The sequence below is a fragment of the uncultured Roseibium sp. genome (assembly GCF_963675095.2).
GTDB lineage: Bacteria > Pseudomonadota > Alphaproteobacteria > Rhizobiales > Stappiaceae > Roseibium.
The window spans coordinates 1-20,793 of sequence record NZ_CAXXSJ010000027.1; the positions used below are offsets into that span (position 1 = coordinate 1).

15 protein-coding genes and 3 pseudogenes are annotated in these 20,793 nt (G+C 60.9%); 8 read left to right on the forward strand and 10 right to left on the reverse strand.

The window, feature by feature from the left end; translation table 11 throughout:
* Positions 1-473, forward strand: a pseudogene (locus tag ABIN98_RS08920) (MBL fold metallo-hydrolase); the annotation flags it as partial.
* A 35-nt stretch (positions 474-508) separates the two neighbouring features.
* On the opposite strand, the pseudogene ABIN98_RS08925 reads toward ABIN98_RS08920, so the two are convergent.
* Positions 509-1,414, reverse strand: a pseudogene (locus tag ABIN98_RS08925) (DUF1402 family protein).
* An 896-nt stretch (positions 1,415-2,310) separates the two neighbouring features.
* Here ABIN98_RS08925 and ABIN98_RS08930 point away from each other — a divergent pair.
* Entirely contained in the window at positions 2,311-2,592 is a 282-nt protein-coding gene (locus ABIN98_RS08930) for a hypothetical protein (protein WP_346909288.1), read from the forward strand.
* Between the two features lie 197 nt (positions 2,593-2,789).
* On the opposite strand, the gene ABIN98_RS08935 is transcribed toward ABIN98_RS08930, so the two are convergent.
* Entirely contained in the window at positions 2,790-4,181 is a 1,392-nt protein-coding gene (locus tag ABIN98_RS08935; RefSeq protein WP_346909290.1) for a hypothetical protein, read from the reverse strand.
* 356 nt (positions 4,182-4,537) lie between these two features.
* Here ABIN98_RS08935 and clpS point away from each other — a divergent pair, with 356 nt between their 5' ends.
* Positions 4,538-4,843, forward strand: a complete 306-nt coding sequence (gene clpS, locus ABIN98_RS08940) for an ATP-dependent Clp protease adapter ClpS (RefSeq protein ID WP_346909292.1) — start codon at positions 4,538-4,540, stop codon at positions 4,841-4,843.
* 409 nt (positions 4,844-5,252) lie between these two features.
* On the opposite strand, the gene ABIN98_RS08945 is transcribed toward clpS, so the two are convergent.
* Together ABIN98_RS08945 and ABIN98_RS08950 are read right to left on the reverse strand one after the other, a co-directional pair.
* Positions 5,253-7,622 carry an FG-GAP-like repeat-containing protein gene (locus ABIN98_RS08945; RefSeq protein WP_346909294.1) on the reverse strand — a complete coding sequence of 790 codons (2,370 nt, stop codon included), beginning with the start codon at positions 7,620-7,622 and terminating at the stop codon, positions 5,253-5,255.
* A 214-nt stretch (positions 7,623-7,836) separates the two neighbouring features.
* Positions 7,837-8,139: a hypothetical protein gene (locus ABIN98_RS08950; RefSeq protein ID WP_346909296.1), complete on the reverse strand. Its 303-nt coding sequence runs from the start codon at positions 8,137-8,139 to the stop codon at positions 7,837-7,839.
* A 102-nt stretch (positions 8,140-8,241) separates the two neighbouring features.
* Here ABIN98_RS08950 and ABIN98_RS08955 point away from each other — a divergent pair, with 102 nt between their 5' ends.
* Positions 8,242-8,532 carry a hypothetical protein gene (locus tag ABIN98_RS08955; RefSeq protein WP_346909298.1) on the forward strand — a complete coding sequence of 97 codons (291 nt, stop codon included), beginning with the start codon at positions 8,242-8,244 and terminating at the stop codon, positions 8,530-8,532.
* Between the two features lie 7 nt (positions 8,533-8,539).
* Here ABIN98_RS08955 and ABIN98_RS08960 read toward each other — a convergent pair whose 3' ends face one another.
* Positions 8,540-9,031, reverse strand: coding sequence for a thioredoxin family protein (locus ABIN98_RS08960; protein ID WP_346909300.1), 492 nt, complete (start codon positions 9,029-9,031; stop codon positions 8,540-8,542).
* Between the two features lie 216 nt (positions 9,032-9,247).
* Here ABIN98_RS08960 and ABIN98_RS08965 point away from each other — a divergent pair, with 216 nt between their 5' ends.
* Complete coding sequence (locus ABIN98_RS08965) at positions 9,248-9,514, forward strand: hypothetical protein (RefSeq protein WP_346909302.1); 267 nt, start codon at positions 9,248-9,250, stop codon at positions 9,512-9,514.
* 197 nt (positions 9,515-9,711) lie between these two features.
* Here ABIN98_RS08965 and ABIN98_RS08970 read toward each other — a convergent pair whose 3' ends face one another.
* The 3 genes from ABIN98_RS08970 to ABIN98_RS08980 all read right to left on the reverse strand — a co-directional run bounded on the left by ABIN98_RS08970 (position 9,712) and on the right by ABIN98_RS08980 (position 13,805).
* On the reverse strand, positions 9,712-9,960 hold the full coding sequence (locus ABIN98_RS08970; RefSeq protein ID WP_346909304.1) for a hypothetical protein: 249 nt from the start codon (positions 9,958-9,960) through the stop codon (positions 9,712-9,714).
* Between the two features lie 29 nt (positions 9,961-9,989).
* A complete protein-coding gene (gene uvrB, locus ABIN98_RS08975; RefSeq protein WP_346909306.1) occupies positions 9,990-12,962 on the reverse strand; it encodes an excinuclease ABC subunit UvrB in 2,973 nt (990 codons plus the stop codon).
* 111 nt (positions 12,963-13,073) lie between these two features.
* Complete coding sequence (locus ABIN98_RS08980) at positions 13,074-13,805, reverse strand: hypothetical protein (RefSeq protein ID WP_346909308.1); 732 nt, start codon at positions 13,803-13,805, stop codon at positions 13,074-13,076.
* 668 nt (positions 13,806-14,473) lie between these two features.
* On the opposite strand from ABIN98_RS08980, the gene ABIN98_RS08985 reads away from it, so the two are divergent.
* Together ABIN98_RS08985 and ABIN98_RS08990 are read left to right on the forward strand one after the other, a co-directional pair.
* Entirely contained in the window at positions 14,474-15,481 is a 1,008-nt protein-coding gene (locus tag ABIN98_RS08985) for a hypothetical protein (RefSeq protein ID WP_346909310.1), read from the forward strand.
* A 23-nt stretch (positions 15,482-15,504) separates the two neighbouring features.
* A complete protein-coding gene (locus ABIN98_RS08990) occupies positions 15,505-17,097 on the forward strand; it encodes a D-Ala-D-Ala carboxypeptidase family metallohydrolase (RefSeq protein ID WP_346909312.1) in 1,593 nt (530 codons plus the stop codon).
* A 12-nt stretch (positions 17,098-17,109) separates the two neighbouring features.
* Here the strand turns inward: ABIN98_RS08990 and ABIN98_RS08995 are convergent, their stop codons facing one another.
* Positions 17,110-18,657, reverse strand: a complete 1,548-nt coding sequence (locus ABIN98_RS08995) for a diguanylate cyclase domain-containing protein (protein ID WP_346909314.1) — start codon at positions 18,655-18,657, stop codon at positions 17,110-17,112.
* Between the two features lie 311 nt (positions 18,658-18,968).
* On the opposite strand from ABIN98_RS08995, the pseudogene fumC reads away from it, so the two are divergent.
* Positions 18,969-20,358 (forward strand): annotated as a pseudogene (fumC, locus tag ABIN98_RS09000) (class II fumarate hydratase).
* Between the two features lie 43 nt (positions 20,359-20,401).
* On the opposite strand, the gene ABIN98_RS09005 reads toward fumC, so the two are convergent.
* Positions 20,402-20,665 carry a DUF1344 domain-containing protein gene (locus ABIN98_RS09005; RefSeq protein ID WP_346909316.1) on the reverse strand — a complete coding sequence of 88 codons (264 nt, stop codon included), beginning with the start codon at positions 20,663-20,665 and terminating at the stop codon, positions 20,402-20,404.
* Between the last annotated feature and the right edge of the window lie 128 nt (positions 20,666-20,793).

Here is a 20,793-nt window from a genome sequence, read left to right on the forward strand (position 1 = left end):
CTTACGCATGGCCATATCGATCATGTCGGCGGTGCGGCGGACCTGGCGGCCGAACTCGGCGTGCCGGTCGAGGGGCCGCACGAGGCGGACCGAATGCTGATCGAGCGGGTTGCCGACCAGGCGCGCCAGTTCGGCGTCTCGGAGGCCAAGCCGGTGGAGCCGGACCTGTGGCTTGTCGACGGCGATACGATGGAGATGGCCGGGCGGACCTTCCAGGTCCTGCATTGCCCGGGGGCACGCGCCCGGGCACGTAGTCTTTTTCGATCCGGAACTCAGGTTTGCCTTTTCCGGCGATGTGTTGTTCGCCGGATCGATCGGACGGACGGACCCTGCCGGGTGCCGATCATGCCACGCTGATCGCGTCCATCAAGGAGAAGCTTCTGCCGCTCGGGGACGATGTGTCGTTCCTGCCCGGTCACGGCCCGGCATCGACCTTCGGACACGAGCGGGAAACCAATCCGTTCCTGCGCTGAGCCCTGTGATTTTACGGGGCGACTTGCCCTGCGCGTCAGAGCAGGGCGCGCAGCTCGTCTTCCTTGTCGTTGACCAGCCAGCCGTAATAGTTTTCGCGGGGGCCAGGCCGCACCGCTTCTGCGGAAGGCGGGCCGCCCGTGACCACGGATCGCCCAGATTATACAGGGTGGCCGTCAGTCCCGGGTTCTTCGAAATGTCCACCTTACCGACGGATTTGTAGGCCTCGATTGCATCCTGGATGACGGCTGCCATGTAATGCAGCGAGATGTCCGGGTCCATCGTAGCCCTGTAGACTTCCTTGGCATTGGACGCGTCCAGCGCGCGGTAGCGGCTTTGACGGGCGACCCGGTCGGTCATCTTCAGGACCGTCAGCGGGCTGAGCTGGCCGAGACCGAAGCTCTGCCCGGCAAAAAAGCGGCTGGAAGAAGGTTTCGTTGAAATTCGTGCGGGGATACCGGGTGCCGTCGACCTTCCGGTTTCGGAACTGGCCGTTCCACACGCGCTCGTAACACGACCAAAGGCGATCGCTGTCCGTGGCGGTCTTGCCCTTCCGGCAACGGTCGAACTGAGGTCTCTGGACGAAGTCGACCACGTTTTCGTCGTTGTATTCAAAGCTGATATCGATGCCGGCATAGGCGAGCGCCTTGATGTAGTAGGACTGGGCGCTGTCGAGTGTGTCGTAATTGTAGGTATGCTCGCCGACAATGGCGCCGATCATGTGGATCGGGTCGATCCCATAGACCTTCGCAACACGCTTGATGGACGAAACCAACCGGCGGTCGCGCTGGAGAACGGCAAGCACCTTTTCGAATTTTGCGTCATAGCTGGATTTGGCAGCCTTGGTACGGCGCGCCGACGCGAAAGGGATACTGGGCTGGTTCCGGTAGCGGTTTCCATCCGGAACGACACGCACCTGAGCGGCCGCTGCCGTCGAGTACATCGCAATGTAAGCCTGCTCCCGCCAACGGCAGGGCGACGGCCAGTGCGGCTGCGGTGTGAACAAGACGTTTGAATATATTTCTTCCGAACATTGCCGGTGCTCCAGGACCAGGCTCAAAATATTAAACGCGGCCTGCCGGTATCGTTGGATTTCATGCCTTACCGACGTCGAACGTGCGAACCGCAGGACGGTTTATCATCGAATCCTGCGAATCCCGTAAACGCCGGCGACAAGAAATCATCCCGCAACGTTACTTGCAAGCTGGCCCATTGGCCTCATCGACCGGTTTTTTGCCGGGCGGAAAAAAGATGCGCGTTTCCAGATTGGACCTAACATTGATGTGAATAGGTGAAGACCAGGGTGTCGGTCGTGTACCGGCCGGTTGGGCGACACTGGTTGTAAACCTCCCGGGTGCCGCGGACGGTTACCTGCAACTGGTCGGACCGGACGGGGCCTTCAACGGCATATTCCAGGGGGTGTGCCGGGGCAGTATTTTGAAAACACCCGGGCGGTGCCCCGGGTACCAGTTGCCCTGCTTTATGCCGTTGAACAGCAAGGTGCCGCGCTGGACGCCGCCGGCCTGCAGTTGTGGCCGCGGAACTTCATAACTGATCCAGCGCTCATTGCCCCTTGCCTGGAGCCGCATCAGGGATCCGTTGTGGGTCCAGCAGCTGTCTGCGCGTGCAACGGTCGAAAAGGTGGTCGCCGCGAGAAGAGCGATTGCCACAGCCTGCCACCGTCTGCCGGAGCCCCTTGATCCGGGAAACCTGTTTTTTTCGCATGTGTCGAAACCCCCTTCGTTTGCTGCTGAAGACCTTACAGCGTCCCGGGCAGGTGTCTGTGACGTAAAGCACGGATTGGCCGCCGCTGTGATTTTGCGACGGGGCATGCGGACGATGAGTTCATTGATCCGGGCGCTTCTTGCCAAGGACGGGCCCCATGCGCAGACGGACGGCGCGCGGGACCTTCATGTGGTCGAAAAATTCCTTGTGCCGGGTCAGGCCGCAGAGTTCGCGCTGGATCGTGACGTGCCAGAGCGCTTCTCCGGCTTCGGCCATGAGCCTGTCCTGTTTTTCGAGCGCAACTTCGTCGGCATCCGGATCCGGGTCGGGCAGCCGGGCGAGCGCTTCTTCCAGTTTTCCGGTTCAGCCGTGCAAGGGTGCCGGCCTTTTCTTTGAAGATCTCCTGCTCCAGAGCCGCCGAAAGCGGGTCCTGCAGGTCCTTCGAATAGGCTTTGGGCGGTCGAACGGTCATGACATCCGGTGCTGTTGCTGGAACGAGGGTCGCCCGATCGCGCCCGGAATGCAACCGGTCATGAAAAAGCCCGGAGCATCATACTCCGGGCCTTGTTATTCGATTGAGCGAAGTGCCGATATCAGTCGCGCAGCTTGACCACGACATCGTCGTCGCCGTCCTTTTTCTTGCCGCTGTCTTCGGCTTCTTCGGTGAGGCCGAGTTCCTCGGCCGGGCCGCGGCCTTCCATGGCCATCTGGTAATTGGCGATGACGGACTTGAGCTGGGCGATCTGGTCGTTCGCGGTGTCGACCTGGATCTTGTACTTCTGCAGCTTCTTGTTCTCTTCGACGAGATCTTCCAGATTTTCGGCGTATTTCTGGTTCTGCTTGCGCTCGTGGTTGAGATCGGTCAGGGCCGAATTGTAACGCAGGTTGACCTCACGCAGCTTGGCGCTGGTCGAGATCAGCTCGTTGCGGTCCTTCTCGTGGTTCTTCTGCGCGCTGTCCAGCAGCAGTTCGATTTCCTGCATGCGCTTCATCAGCGAGCGGTTGCGCTCCTTGATGGAGGAGTTCTCGCGGGTCGTTTCCTGCAGCGACTGGGCGCCGATACGGCGCTGGGAGGACAGGTTCTCGATCTCCGCGTTCAGCGCGTAGACCTCGTTGTCGTGCTTGCGCTGTTCTTCTTCAAGCCGGGACTTGGAATAGGCCAGTTCCTGGCGGGCGACATCCATGTGCGACTTCAGGTCGATGTTGTCATTACGCAGATCGACGACTTCGCGCTTGGCGGCTTCAAGCTCGTTGGAGGCGCGGCTGTTCTTCTTGACTTCCTCTTCCAGAAGCGTCGCGCTTTCGGAGAGGTTCTGTTGCAGTTCCTTCTCGCGCCGGGCGATGGCATCCAGCTCGGACTTCAGGCTTTCGGCGTGGTCCTCGAGGGAGTCGTATTTCGCCTTGAGATCGTTCAGCTCACCGGTGAGTTCGGCGATCTGGGAATTGGCTTCCACAAGCTGGGCGCTCTGGTGGCGGTATTCCTCGTTCACCCGCTTGTTGTTGTCGCGGATGGTGACGATGTCGTTGCGGGCGGTTTCCAGGGCGGTGCGGGTCTCGGTGGAGCGCTTGCGCAGGGAATGCACTTCCGCCTGGGCTTCTTCCAGCTGGGTGGACAGCGACTTGACCTGGTGCTGCACGTCGAGAAGATCGGTCGACAGCTTGGCGTTCTCGGATTTTAGCCGGACTTCCGTCTCAACGTGCTGACGGGAGGTCTCGACGAATTCGGCCAGCATGTGAATGCTGTTCTGGGATTCCATCGCCAGGGCATTCATCTGGTCGAAGGTCTTGCTGAGGCCGCCGATGCGGGTCTTCAGGCCATCGAGCGTGTGCATCTTTTCCTGCATCCGCAACGCAAACGGAGAAATCTGCGCGACGTTCGATGCTGTGTCTTCCGCTTCCATGTGCGTTGCACCGGCGGTACCGGCGTCCTCTGGCCGTTCCCGCGCGTCTTCGCCAGACCGCGAGCTCTTGGAAAAAATGCCCATAACCGACTCCTGTCTTACGCGAAGGGCCTACTGCCGACGCGACTCTGCATTTTCATTAACTCATTTTTAACCGATCTTGCCGGTCGCTTTCAACGGTCAGCCAGATTTAGCCCTAAAAGCAAGGTATGGGGAAGGCTCACCGCCAAATTTTATCCCGCTGTTGCACCAGAGTCTCTTGGGGAAATCCCTGTTGTGGATTTGCGCTTGAGATCCTGCGCGAAACCGATGTAGATGCGGCTCCGGAATGACTGGCCGGCAGACTGATTCGCTCTGTGTGCGACGCAGGTGGACCTCGCGGCGCTGCGGTGCGATAATGACGAACCGGTCAAGACAGAATTTTTGACGGACGTTTCCAGATGAGCGACACCAACTTGAAACCGCGGATCAAGCCGCGGCTCAAGGCCGAGCGGCCGAAGCTTTACCGCGTTGTGCTCCTGAACGACGACTTCACGCCACGGGAATTCGTCGTGACGGTTCTGAAGGGCGAATTCCGGCTGGATTCCTCCCAAGCGGAAATCGTCATGCTGACGGCGCACCAGAAAGGCGCCTGCGTTGTCTCCGTCTATCCGAAAGACGTTGCCGAAACCAAGGCCGACCGCGCCGTCGCCGCCGCCCAGAAACGCGGCTTCCCCCTCCAGTTCACGGTTGAACCGGAGGAGTGAGGCATGTCCGGCCTTTGGCCGGCCAATCGACAACGATTTGTCGATTGGAATGCCGAACGCGCGAAGCCATAGCGGAGCGCAACGGGCGCAAACGATTTGTCGATTGGAATGCCGAACGCGCGAAGCCATAGCGAAGCGCAACAGGCGCAAACGATTTTGCTTTTTGAACGACGAACGGCCGAAGTCCTAGCGAAGCGCAGCGGGCGTACACGATTGGCGTTTCAAGCGACGAACGCCCGAAGCCCTGGTGGAGGGCAGGGGCGGCGAAAGCTGACAATTTTTATAGAGTTGCCCTAACGAAGACCGTGGCTCCCCGGTCCCGGATCTCCGCTACGCTGCGTCCGGGATGACGAAATCGGGGCTGGCTATCAAATCCGCGCCACAGATCTGGCCTATCAGGCCTCTCCCCTCAAATGAACTCGAAATCGTCCGAATGCAGGCTGGCGAGGGCGACGCCGTCGAGGGTGATGGTGGCCACGGAACTCGCAGTGATGACCGTGTCGGAGCCGGACGTGGAGGCTGCGGCGAGCACCGCGCTGAAGTCGTCGAAGACGGCCTTGGAGAAGACGATCCGGTCTTCGGTGCCTGCCCCCGCAGTGAAGTCCGTGATGTGGTCCATGCCGAAATTCTTGCCCCGGAAATAGAAGGCATCGTGGCCGGAGCCTCCGCTCAGGGTGTCGTTGCCGTCGGAGCTTGACGAGAGCAGCAGGTAATTGGTGCCTGACGCGGCGTCCGCGGAGAAGACATCCGTGGCGCTGTCGCCGTTGAAATCGCCGGTCACGATGTTTTCCGACGACAGGAACCAGTCCGAGTCCATGTAGTTCGGGATCTCCACGAAGGAGTTGTTGATGCAGGTGTAGAACTTGGCCTGTCCGGAGCCGGCCCAGATCAGGATCAGGTCGTCCGTGCCGTTGCCGTCATAGTCGTCGATCAGAACGCGGTCCGGGTTGTCGGTGAGGCCGCTCGGGCCTTTGTAGGAGCTCGAATAGTCGAAGCCGCCGCTGGCGCTGCCGAAGAACAGGCGGGTGTCGCCGGTGTGGGCCCAGCCGAACAGCAGGTCGTCCCGTCCGTCGCCGTTGAAGTCGCCGGTGAGGGTGTTGTCCGGAGAACCGTTGATCGCGGTCGCTTCGATCGTCTGTCCCTGGGTGGAGAAGCCGCCGCCGGCGGTGCCGTAGAACAGCTTGTTCTCGCCGTAGCGGTCCCAGGTGAAGATCAGGTCGTCGCGCCCGTCGCCGTTGAAATCGCCGACGAGGGTGTGGTCCGGACTGCCGTTGATCGCCCTTGGATCGATGGGGCCGGCTACGGTGGTGAAACCGCCGCCGGCAGTGCCGAGGTACAGATTGTTCGCGCCGTAATAGTCCCAGGTGAAGATCAGGTCGTCGCGCCCGTCGCCGTTGAAGTCGCCGACCAGCGTATGATCGGGATAGCCGTTGATGCCCCTTGAATCGATGGGCACGCCCGCATCGGTGAACCCGCCGCCGGCGGTGCCCAGAAACAGGCGGTTTTCGCCGCGGTAGTCCCAGGTGAAGATCAGGTCGTCGCGGCCGTCGCCATTGAAATCGCCGATGAGGGTGTGATCCGGATAGCCGTTGATCCCGGCGGCGGGAAGCGGGCTGCCGCCGTCGGTGAAGCTGCCGTCGGCCTTGCCGAGGAACAGGCGGTTTTCGCCGCGGTGGTCCCAGGTGAAGATCAGATCGTCGCGTCCGTCGCCGTTGAAGTCTCCGGCCAGCACATGGTCGTGGTAGCCGTTGATGGCCCGGTTATCGACATGTTCGACCGCCAGGAAGGCGTAATTGTAGCCGCCGTTGAGCGTGTCGCTGTTGCCGCCGCCGTTGAGCGTGTCGTTGCCGTAGTCGCCGAGCAGGTTGTCATTGCCGGCGTTGCCGGTCAGCACGTTGGCGGCGGTGTTGCCGATCAGGATGTCCCAGCCGGAGCCGCCGATGGCGTTTTCGATCACCGTGCCGCGGGCAATCGCCAGGTTTCCGGTCAGGCCGGCGATGTTGGAATAATGTTCGGCCCGCAGGTCCAGCGTCTGGTTTGCAGAATAGCCGCTGTAGTCGAGCGTGTCCGTGCCGCCGTTGTCGATGATGGTGTAGCTGACCGGAGACAGGGAGGAGAACTGGTTGTAATAGCCGCCGGCGGTCGAATTGAAGCCGTAGGTGGTATCGCCGGTGCGCAGGGAAGACGCCGTGCCGTAAAGGGTTTGGACCGCGAGAATATCGGCGATCATCGGCGTGATGATCCAGGCGAAGCTGGCGTTGACGTAGGTGTTCTCGGTCTGGGTGAAATACGACATGATCGACCCCTGCCAGGAGTCGTTCAGATAGTCGTTGTCGACGCCGTAGGTGGCCGAGCCGTTGTAGTTGCCCGCATGGCCGAGGCCGAGCGCGTGGCCGATCTCGTGGATGAAGGTCTGGAAGGAATAGGACTGGAGGCTTGTGCCGTACGTGGCTATCCAGGCGGTCGAGACGTTGACGATGGACTGGGTGATCGTGTTGCCGTAGCCGTAGGACTGGCTGAAGGCACCGGTGTAATCGTCATAGAAGTAGATATTTGCCGAGCTGGAGGTGGTCGCGCTGAAATTCAGGCCGGTGACGTAGGACCAGGCCTGCAGTGCGGTGGTGGCCAGCGTCTGTCCGGCGGAGGTGAGGCCGGTGATGTTGTAGGTCAGCGTGGCCCCGACAGAGACGCCGAAGGAGCGCCAGCTGTAGCCGTTTGAATTCCAGTAGCCGTTGACCAACTGGTCCGCGATCTGGTCGTTTGTGTATACGCTGCTCATTTATGGGTCCGGCGAATCCGTGCCTGGCTCTGTTACTTTCGACTCTTGTTAAGAAACTTAAAGAATTTGCTAATTTGAAGTCCAGTGGCAATTCTGCGAAATATCCCCTTAAACGTGTGAGAAAAGGGCCGCCGGGGGCGATCCTGTATCGGACGGGCCTGGCAGTGCGGCGCTTTGAAGCAACGGCTTATGCGGCGAGCGACAGCCCCGCCGCTCAGCCGCCGTTCAGCCACATCAGTCCCGCGACAATAAGCGCCACCACGACTGCGGTCGCGATCAGGGTCTGGGTGTCCGGGCCGGGGTTCGTTCCTGGTGGCGGCCGCAGCAGGGCCTCATCCGGATCTTCCGCCGGATCCGGGGCCGCCGACGGTGGCGTTTGTTTCGGCCGGGTCAGCCGCAGGATCAGAAGCATGAACACAAGCGCCGTGATCACAGCCATCGCCGGGCCCAGGGTCACGGCGACGCCCATGGCGATGCCGCCGACGATCGCCCCCAGAATTGCCCCGATTGCCCGCATCGCTGTTTCCCCCAGGCCGAAAGGAGGATTAACTTAACGGCAATGGTGGTCTTGGCCAATCGGGGTCAATTGGTGTCCGGACGCGAGACAAGGGTGGAAGCGGTGAGCGGTCCCTATCTGATTTTCATCACCTTCATGGCGCTGGCCCTGCTGCTGCTGGTGGCGGCCTGGGCGCGAACCATGGTGTTCTTCCGCCACCAGTCGCCGGAAGGCGCGCTCGGCTTCGATATCGTCGAGGGTTTGAGACTGTGGTCGCGGCTCCTGCGGCGCAACGGCTTCGGCCCGGAAGCCGAACCGCTGCGCCGCCGGGTGATCCGGCTCTATGCGCTGGCGACTGCGGTTTTTGCGTTTGCTGTGGTGCTGTTCACCGTCCTGCCGGCGGTGCCGGGGTGAACAGAGCTTATCCGCTTTGCCCGGCCGCCAGCGTCATCAGTCGAAGCAGATCTTCCGGATGGTTCGTATCCAGAAAGAAAGGATACTCGGGATGCAGGCCGCGGATCTCCGGCAGCAGGCGGGCCTTGGAGTTGAGCACCATTGTCCTGGGAATGTAACGGCCGAACCGGTCGTAGCGCTTGTTGATGCCGGGCTGGGTGTCCCGGTCGACCAGCACCATCACCAGCTTTTCCGAAAGCGCGGTCACCCGCGGATCGAAGAACTGCTTGCGGTATCGGGTGCAGTGCGGGCACCAGGTCGTATAGAACACCACCAGCATCCGCTTGCCGGTTTCACGGGCCTTGCGGGCGCCCGCGTCGTACCCAAGCCATTGGATATGATCACCGTTCCATTGCTTCAGCACGTCTGGCGGGTTGGCTTGTGCCGGAACCGTGCAAATGGCCAGGACGAGCAGTGCCAGGGCGAATTTGAAACGGGCGGCAAGGCTGGAAACGCGCATGGGCACTCCGCAAGAGGATGGTGGTGTGCTTACACTATCCGGTTGTGCGGCCGATGCAATGCCTGCCGCGGAGTGCCGGATGCGGTTTCCGTTTATGGCAAGTTGCAAATAATTCATTTTATTTCAGTGTGTTAGCTTGCCTCTATCAGTTGAAACAATCGCTGCCACTGACCATGTAAAGCTCTTCCGAAACAATGAAATTCGGGAGATGTCAAAATGAAAATGGTCCCCGGAATCGCACTCCTCGGCGGGCTACTGGCCGTCACCTCCGCAGGCCTCGCCTATGCGCAGGGAGAAACGGCCAAATGGTTCGTGCTGCGACAGGATCATGCGGGCACCTGTACCATCCGGATGCTGACCGACTTGGACGGCGGCTATCATCACAGCGCCAACTGGAACATCGCCGGCGGACCCTATGACACGCAGCAACAGGCGCTCGACCGCAAGCAGGCGCTCCAGCTCAAGGTTCAAGGCCTTCGCTGACACTCTTGGAAATCGCGGAAAACCTTTCAAAGTCAAAACAATAGCGGTTGCAAGAAAACTGCTGACGACTGCGAATGCAGTCATTCGCGACGAAGTGCCGTTCACTCCGTGAAAACACAGTTGCCAGAAATCATTCGCACCGCAGGTGCGGCTAATTCTCAATGAAAGCAGCGCTCTCTTGCGCTCGCGCTGAAGCCTCAAAGGTTCGACAAATCCGCCTGGATCCCGGCAACTTCTGCGGCAAACATGTCGAATTCCGGCCGGGTAAAGTGCGCATACTGGTAGTTGCCGGCTGACTTCAACGCGAGAACCACAAAATAGTCCCCATTGCCCGTTTCCTGCTTCAGGCTGAGCGTCACGTTCGTGGAACCGTTATTTGCCTTCGCTTCGGCCTCACGGATGAGATGTCCTGAGATCATCTGGTACAGCGCCCGGAAAAACCACATGGTTCTATCCCCCTCTTGTGCGTTGGGCTCTACCGCCCCGGACGCCCGCTCTTCTTCGGCCGGCCGCGGCGCTTTTCCTCCGCCGGATCCTCATATGACCCCGCACCGATCTTGCCGCGCACGACGGGCCTGACGTCGTCTTCGGGCTTCGTCGGCACGGGTCCGCGTGACAACGGTACCTCCGTCCGTCCAACGGTCATCTCGTCCAGCGTGTTCTTTCGCACCTTGGCGCTCGGCCCGGGAAGGGCCGATTTCGAAGCCGCTCTCGCCCGATCCTTCGCCGTTTCCCGTTTCTTGCCGCTTGCGCCTGCCTTGGTCCCCCCGGCGCCGAACTTGCGGTCGCCGCGGTAGCCGCCGCTGCGGTCGTCGACGGCTTCCTGGCGGGCCATGGGGTCGTCGGCCACCGCCAGTTCGGTGGCCTGCAGGCGCTTGATTTCGTCGCGCAGGCGGGCGGCGGTTTCGAAGTCGAGGTCGCTTGCGGCCTCGCGCATCTGCCGTTCCAGATCCTCGATGTGGGCCTTGAGGTTGTGCCCGACCAGCGCGCCGGAGTCCTCGGCGAAGCCGGAGTCCACGGTGACGTGGTCCTGCTCGTAAACGCTGTCGAGAATGTCGGCGATGTTGCGCTTGACCGATTCCGGGGTGATGCCGTGCTCTTCGTTATAGGCGAGCTGCTTTTCCCGGCGGCGCTCGGTCTCGGCCATGGCCCGCTCCATGGAACCGGTCATGTTATCGGCGTAGAGGATCACCTTGCCGTCGACGTTACGGGCCGCGCGGCCGATGGTCTGGACCAGCGAGGTTTCCGAGCGCAGGAAGCCCTCCTTGTCCGCATCGAGAATGGCGACCAGGGCGCATTCGGGAATGTCCAGGCCCTCGCGCAGCAGGTTGATGCCGACCAGCACGTCGAAGGCGCCGAGACGAAGATCGCGGATGATCTCGATCCGCTCCAGCGTGTCGATGTCGGAGTGCATGTAGCGCACGCGTACGCCGTTCTCGTGCAGGTATTCGGTCAGGTCCTCGGCCATGCGCTTGGTGAGCGTGGTCACCAGCGTGCGGTAGCTCTTCGCCGCGACCTCGCGGACCTCGCCGAGCAGGTCGTCGACCTGGGACGAGGCCGGGCGTACGTCTATGACCGGGTCGACAAGGCCGGTCGGGCGGATGACCTGTTCGGCGAAGACGCCGCCGGACTGGTCCAGCTCCCAGGAACCGGGGGTGGCGGAGACGCAGACGGTCTGCGGCCGCATGGCGTTCCATTCCTCGAAGCGTAAGGGGCGGTTGTCCATGCAGGACGGCAGGCGGAAGCCGTATTCGGCCAGCGTCGCCTTGCGGCGGAAGTCGCCCCGGTACATGCCGCCGATCTGGGGAATGGTGACGTGGCTTTCGTCGGCGAAGACCAGCGCGTTGTCGGGCAGGTATTCGAACAGGGTCGGGGGAGGTTCCCCCGGCGCGCGGCCGGTCAGATAGCGGGAATAGTTCTCGATGCCGGCGCAGGAGCCGGTGGCCTCCAGCATTTCCAGGTCGAAGCGGGTGCGCTGCTCCAGACGCTGGGCTTCTAGCAGGCGGCCGTGAGCGTTCAGCTCCTCCAGCCGCTCCTTCATCTCGGACTTGATCGACTTGATCGCCTGGTTCAGCGTCGGCTTGGGCGTCACGTAGTGGGAGTTGGCGTAGACCTTGACCTGCTTCAGCTCGCCGGACTTCCTGCCGGTCAGCGGGTCGAACTCGGTGATCGACTCGATCTCGTCGCCGAACAGGGAGATGCGCCAGGCCCGGTCCTCGTAATGGGCCGGGAACATCTCGATGGTGTCGCCGCGCACCCGGAACGTGCCGCGCTGGAAGGCGGCGTCGTTGCGCTTGTACTGCAGGGCGACAAGATCGGCGATCAGCTGGCGCTGGTCGATGCGCTCGCCGACTTCCAGCGCGAAGGTCATGGCGGTGTAGGTTTCGACCGAGCCGATACCGTAGATGCACGACACGGAAGCGACGATGATGACGTCGTCGCGCTCCAGCAGAGAGCGGGTGGCCGAGTGGCGCATGCGGTCGATCTGCTCGTTGATCGAGCTTTCCTTCTCGATATAGGTGTCCGTGCGCGGGACGTAGGCCTCCGGCTGGTAGTAGTCGTAGTAGGAGACGAAATATTCCACCGCATTGTCGGGGAAGAAGCTCTTGAACTCGCCGTAGAGCTGGGCCGCCAGCGTCTTGTTCGGCGCCAGGATCAGGGCCGGGCGCTGGGTGCGCTCGATCACCTGGGCCATGGTGTAGGTCTTGCCCGAGCCGGTGACACCGAGCAGCACCTGGGTCTGCTCGTCCGCCTGGATGCCTTCGACCAGTTCCGCGATCGCCGTCGGCTGGTCGCCGGCAGGCTCGTACTCGGACTTCAGCACGATCTGTACGCCGCCTTCGGACTTGGCCGGTTTTTCCGGCCGGTGCGGGGTCCAGATCTCACCGTTCTTGTGCAGCGGGTTGCCGCTCTCGATCAGCGCCGACAGGGCCTCCACGGTGGCGGTCGCGCCCTGGTTGCCGGTCAGTTCGCCGAATTTGGATTCCTTCTTTTTCTTCTTGTTGTCCTTGAGGTGTTTCTCGAGCTTTTCCGCATCCTCCAGAGAGATGTCGAGGCCGGCGACAGGGTTGAGACCGCCCGCCGCGCGTTCGCGGGCGGTGTCGGCCTTGCCGATGGACGTGCCTCGGGCGGATTTGGTGGGTTTGGGTTGGCTCCGCTTGGGGGCTTTTTTGTTTGCGCTCACGGATGAGCGTTCGCTGCGCTCACTATCCTCCGCGGGGGCGGCCTGACCGGCCGGCGCGCGGTCGCGCTTGCCGGCTTCGCCGGAATTCTTTTGCCCTTTCGGCGCTGGTTTCGCCGCTTCTTCCTCGATTTCCTTTGCCCAGTCGGAGATGCTGCCGCTCAGGGGGGCGCCTTCGAAGGTGGCCTGGGGGGCTTCGCCGAAGCCGTCTGTTTTCGGCTCGTCGGCGGCGGTCTTTTTCGGACGGGAAGGGGACGTCTTGCTCATCCCCGCAATATGGTCCACCCGCGCGCGGGAATAAAGGGGCGGTACGGACAGAGCGGGTGCAAATGACAGGCTCCTGACACAAGGGTGACAGGAGAACCCAGGGGCCGTGACCTAGTCGGCAGGCTTGTCGCTGCAGTACAGGCGCCCGTAGGTGTCCATCCGTTCCATCAGTTCGTCTTCCTGCCCAAGCAGCACGGTCAGGATGTGGATGGATTCCGGCGAAAAGGTCCAGGTGCCGTCGCTGAAATAGGTTCCCGTTCCCGCATTCAGGTAAATCTTGTCCTGAAGCTCGTCTTTCTGGCGCTGGGCAATGCTTTTCAGGCGCGCGGAAACGTCTTCGGGAAAGGCCTTCGTTTCCTCGGTTCCGATCCGATAGTCCATGGATTCAAGCTTCAGCAGTCTTTGAAGGTATTCGGGCCGGGGCTTGTAGACAACGGCGATCTGGTCTCCCCTGGTAAACCGCTCCTTGTCCGCGTTTTCCTCGCGGACCTTGCACAGATTCGTTTCCAGCAGCCGGACATCGACCTTCTTTTCGATGTAATTGTAGCCGCGAAATTTCTGCTGGCTTTCGTCATAGTTAAACCTTTGAACCAGGACGCAGCCCTCTAACGTCGCGCTATGGCTGACGCCGTCGTTCTCGCCGCGGGACAGAAGATCCGACAACCGGTGTTCCAGGTCTTCCCGGGAGATATCCTGCGCTTCACCCTGTGCGGCCTTGCAGGGCAGGGTTTCCTGCTCGCCCGCATGAGACGCGGACGAGCTTATGGTCAGGACGGAGAGGGACGTTGCGATGGCGAAAGCAATGCGTTTTGCGAAGTGCTGAAAATTTCTAAGGGAATGCATGAAAGATGGAACCGCCGGCTGGTGCTTCGATATAGGGAATCAATAATTGGCGCGGGGAGCCGGCGCAACCTGTTCGGTCCGGGACTGATGCCGGTCCAGCCGCTGCCTCATGCGGATATCGAGGCCGAACCGGACACCGACCCGGATCTCTTGCGAAAAGGCGTGGTCGAGTCTCGCGAATAATGGGGCAGCCGGAGGGCTTGGCTTCGCTCTGCTCAGGAACTCCTTCGCCCTACCAGTTTCAGGGAAGGCGGTTTATCCGCTTCTTCTTCGGTCTCCCTCTGGTCTCGTCAGAGATGCTGCACTCACCAGCACGCCTTCGAAGGTCGCCTGGCGGCTTAGCCAAAGCCTTCAGGTATCTGGCGGCGATCTTTTTCGAACGGGAAGGGGACGACTTGCTCGTCCCCGCAATATGGGCCACCCGCGCTCGGATAAGGGGGCGGACGGCCCTTTGCCGTCGGTTCGCCACGGCTCCTGAATGGGCTGAGTTGGGAGGGCGCGCAACGTTGCGCGGGACGTCGAACCCGGCGAAGCGATGAGCAATCAATCGAACGATGGACCTTCAGCAAAACCAGGCGGAGTTTCATATGTTTCCGGAGGCGCGGTTCCTTCGCATTGCTTTGGGTGTGGAATAAAGTTAATTTCTATCAAAGATTTTGATTGCCGGCTTGAGCAACCTGAAGGGGATGGTGATGGGCATTCAAGCAAGGTCAAGGCTGAGTTGCTGGATGTGGCAAGCGATGCTTCCGGCAGTCGTGGTCTGCCTTGCCATCCTCGCTGGCTGTGCCGGCGTTCCGATAGAAGCGCTGCGGGCCTATTCCGAAGCGTTTCAGCAGGCGAAGGATGCAGGAGACCTTCTGCTGGATGAGATCTCCCCGATCATATCCTCGAAAGGTACAACCGCCCGGCAAAATTGCGGGACGTCACCTCTCGGATATCCTCAGTGTTTTGATCCGGCTGTCGCGCTATCGGAAGAAGGGAGGCGCGTAAACGAGGATCCTTCCATCGTCGCACGTCGCGATGCCCTGGCAGCAGTGGTTCGCTACAACAGCATGCTGGTGGACCTGGCGGAAGGAAAGCCGGCGACCGATTTCGGCAATCGTGTCGATGAGTTAATCAAGCTTGTAAATGCGGTCGCCACACTCGGGGTTGTTCCCAGTGGAGGACTGTCCACTCTTATTCCGCCATCGGCGACGTTTGCGAAGGATATGTACAGTCGTTTGAGCGCGGCGAGGGCGAATGCCGTTGTTCGCGATGCGATTCTGAACAGCAAGCCGGATGTTCAGGAGCTTTTGCTGGCGTTGATGGAGGATACGCCCAGAATTTACAAAGTTTTCCTCGCAGCCCGGGAAAGAGACCTCATTGTCGCCAATCACGAAGCCAATGCGGCACGCTTGAACAAAGATTCGACCACCCGGGCGGCTGCATTAAAACGGGTCAACGCCATCCGGCAGAGCATCTCGGACTTTCACAAGAGCCTGACTGCCTACACGCAATTGTTGAACCAGACGTCCGAGGCGCTGGACACTTTGGTGATCGCGGCAAGCCAGCAACCCGGTACGGTGGAAAGTCTGACCCTGATTGCTGCGGAAGCGGCCGAGATCCGTAGAAAATCCGAAGAATTCTGGGCTCGGATAAGAGATGTCCGTTCAGCCGCCGCCGTTGCAACGCGCTGAGCTTCAGATGCGGGAGGAGTCTTATGGCAACACCTGAATCAATTGTAGCAGAACTCACGGAAGACCTCACCACGGCCCGGATCCTGGAACTGCAAAACAATGCGCAGACCATGGATGAGCTGAATGCCATCACTGATTTCGGCCTGAATCTCGCGGATCAGCACCTTGATGAAGCCATAGCGGGCTTTCGCGCCGGAACGCGCAGGTTCTTGAATATCACGGAACGTTTCCAGGCGCTCGCGGATGAACTGGACGACAAGTTCGTTTCCATATCGCCTGATCGGTTACCCGATGCAGCACCGGTCCTCAACAAACTGCTGGAGCGTTTGTCTGAAGCCTTGCGTCTGTTCCACGATGACGAGGGGATGCGCACAACCCACACGTCCAATCAGGAAGTCGAGGATATTAAGAACGATGAAGGGCAATTGCCTCCTGTTGTCAATCCGGTCGATATTCCGGAGGAGGCAAAACCGACCGAAGTTCTCGTCGCCCCTGCGACGTCGACAGCACGCGAGTATGAACAGATTGCGGATGAGTATATCCGCTTCTTCCTCGGCGCGGATTACAAGAACGACCGCAAGGCCCTGGTGAAGAAGCAAGCGTTGCAAGCTTTAAAAAACAAGACGCGATACGAAGCGGTCGGAAACCCTCTCGGTATTCCGTGGTGGTTCATCGCCGGAATCCACATGCTTGAGTCGAGTTTCAATTTCAAAACGCATCTACATAATGGAGACCCGCTCAGAGACAGGACGTTTCGAGTGCCTTCAGGCCGCCCCAAAGTGTGGAATCCGCCGAACTCCTGGGAAGCGAGTGCCAGCGATGCATTGAAACACCATGAACTCGCCGGACTGCAGGACTGGTCACTGCCCCGGGCCTTGTGGCGCTGGGAGCGATACAATGGCTGGGGCTATCGCAAGAAAAGAATTCCGACGCCTTACCTCTGGAGTTTCTCAACCATCTACGCCAAGGGCAAGTATATTGGGGATGGTGTTTTCAGTGTGAACGCAGTTTCTAAACAGTGCGGTTGCGCGGCGTTTTTGAAATACTTGCATGACGAGGGGCATGTTGACCTTGGGCTCGATGTCGTCGGCGAGGACGAGGCAAACCAGTCAGATTCCGATGCGGATGCAAACGATGTCGTTGAGCATAACAAACCGAACATCGACAACAATGTCCCTCCCGCGCATCCATTCCAAGCCTATTTCGAGGAAAAACTCCCAGATGTTCAACACTTCAAGTGGCATGAGTTCCTGGTGAAAGGCGGAGCTCATGCCACCAACGGCCTGAACACCGACCCTCCACAGGAGCTATGGGAAAATGTTCTTCCACTCGTACGGGTACTTGAAGAGTTCCGCGAGCAAGTGGGACTTCCGGTCGTTCTGACGAGCGTTTATCGAAGCCCCAAGTACAATTCCGCCATTGGTGGTGCAACGCGCAGCCAGCACATGGCTTTTACGGCCGCTGACTTCAAGGTAGTTGGCGCTGGGGCTGGGGGACCCGCACAATGGGCTGACCGAATGCGGCAGATCCGCAGTTCCGGCCTGTTCGAAGGGGGGATCGGAAAATATGCCACCTTTGTTCACGTGGACGTTCGCGGGACACGTGCCGATTGGTAGTCGCGCCGGTTCTCAGGCGCTCTTTCGCTTGTCCGCGCCGTTTTCGGAAGCCTCCTTCTCGCGGGCGGCCATGTCCTCGCGGAAAAGGTCCTCGACGAACACAGCCATGTTCCGGCCGTTTTCCTTGGCGTGATAGAGCGACTGGTCGGCGAGGCACAGGACCAGCGAGGCGGTGTCGCCGTTTTTCGGGGCGATGGCCCAGCCGATACTGACGCCGATATGGGCCATGCCGCCGGCGACCGGGATCGGCTTGGAGGCTTCCTCGATGATCGTGTCGCACAGCCAGCGCAGATGGCTCTCTTCCACATTGCTGGTGATCAGCGCCAGGAATTCGTCGCCACCGGTGCGGGCAACGATGCCCGATCCGGCAATGGCTTCCTTCAGCCGGCGGGCGACGTTGCGGATCACCATGTCGCCGGCCTCGTGGCCATAGGTGTCGTTGACCTGCTTGAAGCGGTCGAGGTCGATGGCGAGCACCGCGCAGGGGGACGTGTCGCATTTGTCCATCGCCGCATCCAGCAGATCGCCGAAATAGGTCCGGTTGCCCAGCCCGGTCAGCGTGTCGTGCAGGGCGAGATATCGGTTGCGGGCCTCGCTGTCCTCCAGCGCCTTGGACTTTTGCGCCAGCTTGCGGGCGGAGATATAGCCGATCAGGAGGAAGGCGAGGATGATGGCGGTCGCGATCGGACCGATAGCGTAACGGATCGCCGTGCCGGGCGCCGCGCTGATCCACTCGAAATAGCCGATCGGAGCATCGCCGTTGACGGTTACGGGCACGTTGGCGTCGGTTGAAACCGGGCTTGAGGAATAACGGAAATCGTCGAGCAGGAAGGTCTGACTGACACTGGCGAGCAGTCTGGTTTCGATCAGCCGCACCGACAGCAGGACGCCGGGCGCGCCGTCCGGCAGGGTCAGGGCATCGGTTTCGGGGATGATGGCCATGGCGCTGACCAGCGCCGGCTTGCCGTCGACCTCGCGAACATCCGACGCGTAGATCGGGGCCAGTTCGCCCTTTTCCACATAGCGGACGCGATACCCTTCCGCGGCGGGCCTGCGGACCGAGAAATATCCGTCACGCGCACGGGTCACCAGATCGCGGGCCGCCAGCAGAACCTCGCGGCCGCCGGATGCGGGTACGACCTCGTCTTCGGCGGCGACCATCATCAGGTCGTTGTCCGGTCCGATCACCAGCGTCCAGTCATGGTCGAAGTCGAGCCAGGTCCGGGCGGCAATCATGTCCGCGGCGGCCTTGCCGATATGCCCGCTCTCGACCTCTTTCACGGTCTGGTCGTTCACCGCGAGGAAGGTCTGGTCGCGGGCGAGCAGGTCCAGCTGATGATTCAGGGCTTCGTTGACCAGCGCCTTTTCATGGGTCAGCGCCAGGTCGTCTGCGCTTTGGGTCGTGGTCGCCAGCAGATACGCCATGGCAATGATGCCGCCGGCCAGCAGGACGGAAACGGTCAGATAGACGAAATGGCGCAGCCGGAAACGGGGAGGCTTCCCACCGGGATCGAACGGTTCCATGTCCTCCGGTTTGGTCAGCCGGGTCTGACGGTACATCTGCGGGCGCTCCCCTCGCGATATCAAACGGAGCACGTCGCCTTGCCACCGCCCCCGCGGCGTTGAAAGCTGAACTCGTGCCCATCTCTTGAGCGGCATTGTGCGGCAAGGGAGTGAAACAATCCTGAGCAAACGGGAGAAACCCGCGGATTTCAGCGGTTTCGGTTAATGAAGGGTGAGCGGGAACGATCAAATTTTTCAGGTTGATCGGGAACGTGATCGCTTGCCGGAGCGAGACGGCTGACACAGGTCCTCTCTCGGCGTTAAGGTGACGCCGCCCACCTAACCATTTCACCTGTCAGGAGTCCCCCATGCGCCTAGAAAGCGACAGCCTCGGCGAGATCGAAGTTCCGCACGACCGTTACTGGGGCGCGCAGACGCAGCGGTCGCTGAAGTATTTCTCGATCGGCACGGACCTGATGCCGATCGAGATCATTCATGCCTACGGCTTTTTGAAGCGGGCTGCGGCGGGGAGGTGAATGCGGAGCTGGGGCTTCTGCCGGACGACAAGTGCGAACTGATCGTGGCCGCGGCCGAGGAGGTCGATCGGGGCGATCTGGATGCGCATTTTCCCCTCCATGTGTGGATGACAGGCAGCGGCACCCAGGACCAAACATGAACGTCAACGAGGTAATCGCCAACCGGGCGATCGAGATGGCCGGCGGAAAAATGGGGTCGAAGGACCCGATCCATCCGAACGACCACGTCAACATGTCCCAGTCGTCCAACGACACGTTTCCGAGCGTGATGAACATGGCGGCGGCGATCCACACGACCGGTCGGCTGCTGCCGGGGGTGCGCAAGCTACGTGACGCTCTGGACGTGAAGGCGAAGACCTGGGAGCGGATCATCAAGATCGGACGCACCCACATGCAGGACGCAACGCCGCTGACGCTCGGCCAGGAATTTTCCGGCTATGTGCGCATGCTCGACGAAGGCATCGCGCGAATCGAATATGCGTTGAAGGATGTTTACTTTCTGGCGCTGGGCGGAACGGCGGTCGGCACAGGCATCAACGCGCCGGCGGGCTTTGCGGAACAGGCGGCGGAGCGGATCGCCGTTTTGACCGGGCTGCCGTTTGAAACGGCGCCGAACAAGTTCGCGGTGCAGGGCGCCCATGATGCCCTGGTGATGCTGCACGGAGCCTTCAAGGCGCTGGCTGGATCGCTCTACAAGATCGCCAATGACATCCGGCTTCTGTCCTGCGGGCCCCGCTGCGGCTTCAACGAACTCGTCATCCCGGCCAACGAGCCGGGCTCGTCGATCATGCCGGGCAAGGTCAATCCGACCCAGTGCGAGGCGTTGGCCATGATCGCCGTGCAGGTGATGGGCAACGACGTCACGGTGGGACTGAGCGGTGCCGGGGGCCTTCTGGAGATGAATGTCTACAAGCCGGTGATGATCAACGCGGTGCTGCAGTCGATCCGCATTCTCGGCGACGGCGCGACCAATTTCGCGGAGTTCCTGGTAGACGGCACGGAGCCGAACGAGAAGCAGATCGCCAGTTTCGTGGAAAATTCCCTGATGCTGGTGACGGCACTCAGCCCGGTCATCGGCTACGACAAGGCCAGCCATGCGGCCCATCACGCCTATGAGCACGACCTCAGCCTCAGGCAGGCCTGCCTCGATCTGGGCTATGTCAACGAGGTGGAGTTCGACCGGATCGTCGACCCGGAGAAAATGGTGCATCCGGGGGTTTGAATGATCAAAGCCCGGCCCCTCGAAAGGGGCCGGGCGAAACGCGTTACTGGTCGAGTTCGAGCTTGGTAACGACAAGTGTGCCATCACTGGCTTCGCTGTAGGTGAGCATTACGACATCGCCGATGTTCAGTCCTTCCGTGTCGATGGTGTCCGGCAGGACGTAAACGCTGTCATCGTCCAGAACGATGGATTTCGCTTCCGGATCGATCTCCACGATGGTGCCAGAGGCTTCGTCGGCGAAGGCGTGTGCGAGGGGCAGGGCGACCGTAACGGCCAGGACGGCCACCAGACGTTTGAACATGCGCATTCCAGGATCTCCAAAGAGAGCCCCGACGGCGAGGACGGGCCGGGCTCATGGCGCGGCAAACCGTATCCTCGGAACCTGCCGGGGGTATCGGGGGGTGGTTTTTCATAAATGCGCGGAGCTGTCGCGGC

Excerpts from the sequence above, each read along its gene's own strand:
- ABIN98_RS08930 (WP_346909288.1), top strand. The coding sequence starts at position 2,311 with ATGAGTTCATTGATCCGGGCGCTTCTTGCCAAGGACGGGCCCCATGCG.
- ABIN98_RS08935 (WP_346909290.1), bottom strand. The coding sequence starts at position 4,181 with ATGGGCATTTTTTCCAAGAGCTCGCGGTCTGGCGAAGACGCGCGGGAA.
- clpS (WP_346909292.1), top strand. The coding sequence starts at position 4,538 with ATGAGCGACACCAACTTGAAACCGCGGATCAAGCCGCGGCTCAAGGCC.
- ABIN98_RS08945 (WP_346909294.1), bottom strand. The coding sequence starts at position 7,622 with ATGAGCAGCGTATACACAAACGACCAGATCGCGGACCAGTTGGTCAAC.
- ABIN98_RS08950 (WP_346909296.1), bottom strand. The coding sequence starts at position 8,139 with ATGCGGGCAATCGGGGCAATTCTGGGGGCGATCGTCGGCGGCATCGCC.
- ABIN98_RS08960 (WP_346909300.1), bottom strand. The coding sequence starts at position 9,031 with ATGCGCGTTTCCAGCCTTGCCGCCCGTTTCAAATTCGCCCTGGCACTG.
- ABIN98_RS08965 (WP_346909302.1), top strand. The coding sequence starts at position 9,248 with ATGAAAATGGTCCCCGGAATCGCACTCCTCGGCGGGCTACTGGCCGTC.
- ABIN98_RS08970 (WP_346909304.1), bottom strand. The coding sequence starts at position 9,960 with ATGTGGTTTTTCCGGGCGCTGTACCAGATGATCTCAGGACATCTCATC.
- uvrB (WP_346909306.1), bottom strand. The coding sequence starts at position 12,962 with ATGAGCAAGACGTCCCCTTCCCGTCCGAAAAAGACCGCCGCCGACGAG.
- ABIN98_RS08980 (WP_346909308.1), bottom strand. The coding sequence starts at position 13,805 with ATGCATTCCCTTAGAAATTTTCAGCACTTCGCAAAACGCATTGCTTTC.
- ABIN98_RS08990 (WP_346909312.1), top strand. The coding sequence starts at position 15,505 with ATGGCAACACCTGAATCAATTGTAGCAGAACTCACGGAAGACCTCACC.
- ABIN98_RS08995 (WP_346909314.1), bottom strand. The coding sequence starts at position 18,657 with ATGTACCGTCAGACCCGGCTGACCAAACCGGAGGACATGGAACCGTTC.
- ABIN98_RS09005 (WP_346909316.1), bottom strand. The coding sequence starts at position 20,665 with ATGCGCATGTTCAAACGTCTGGTGGCCGTCCTGGCCGTTACGGTCGCC.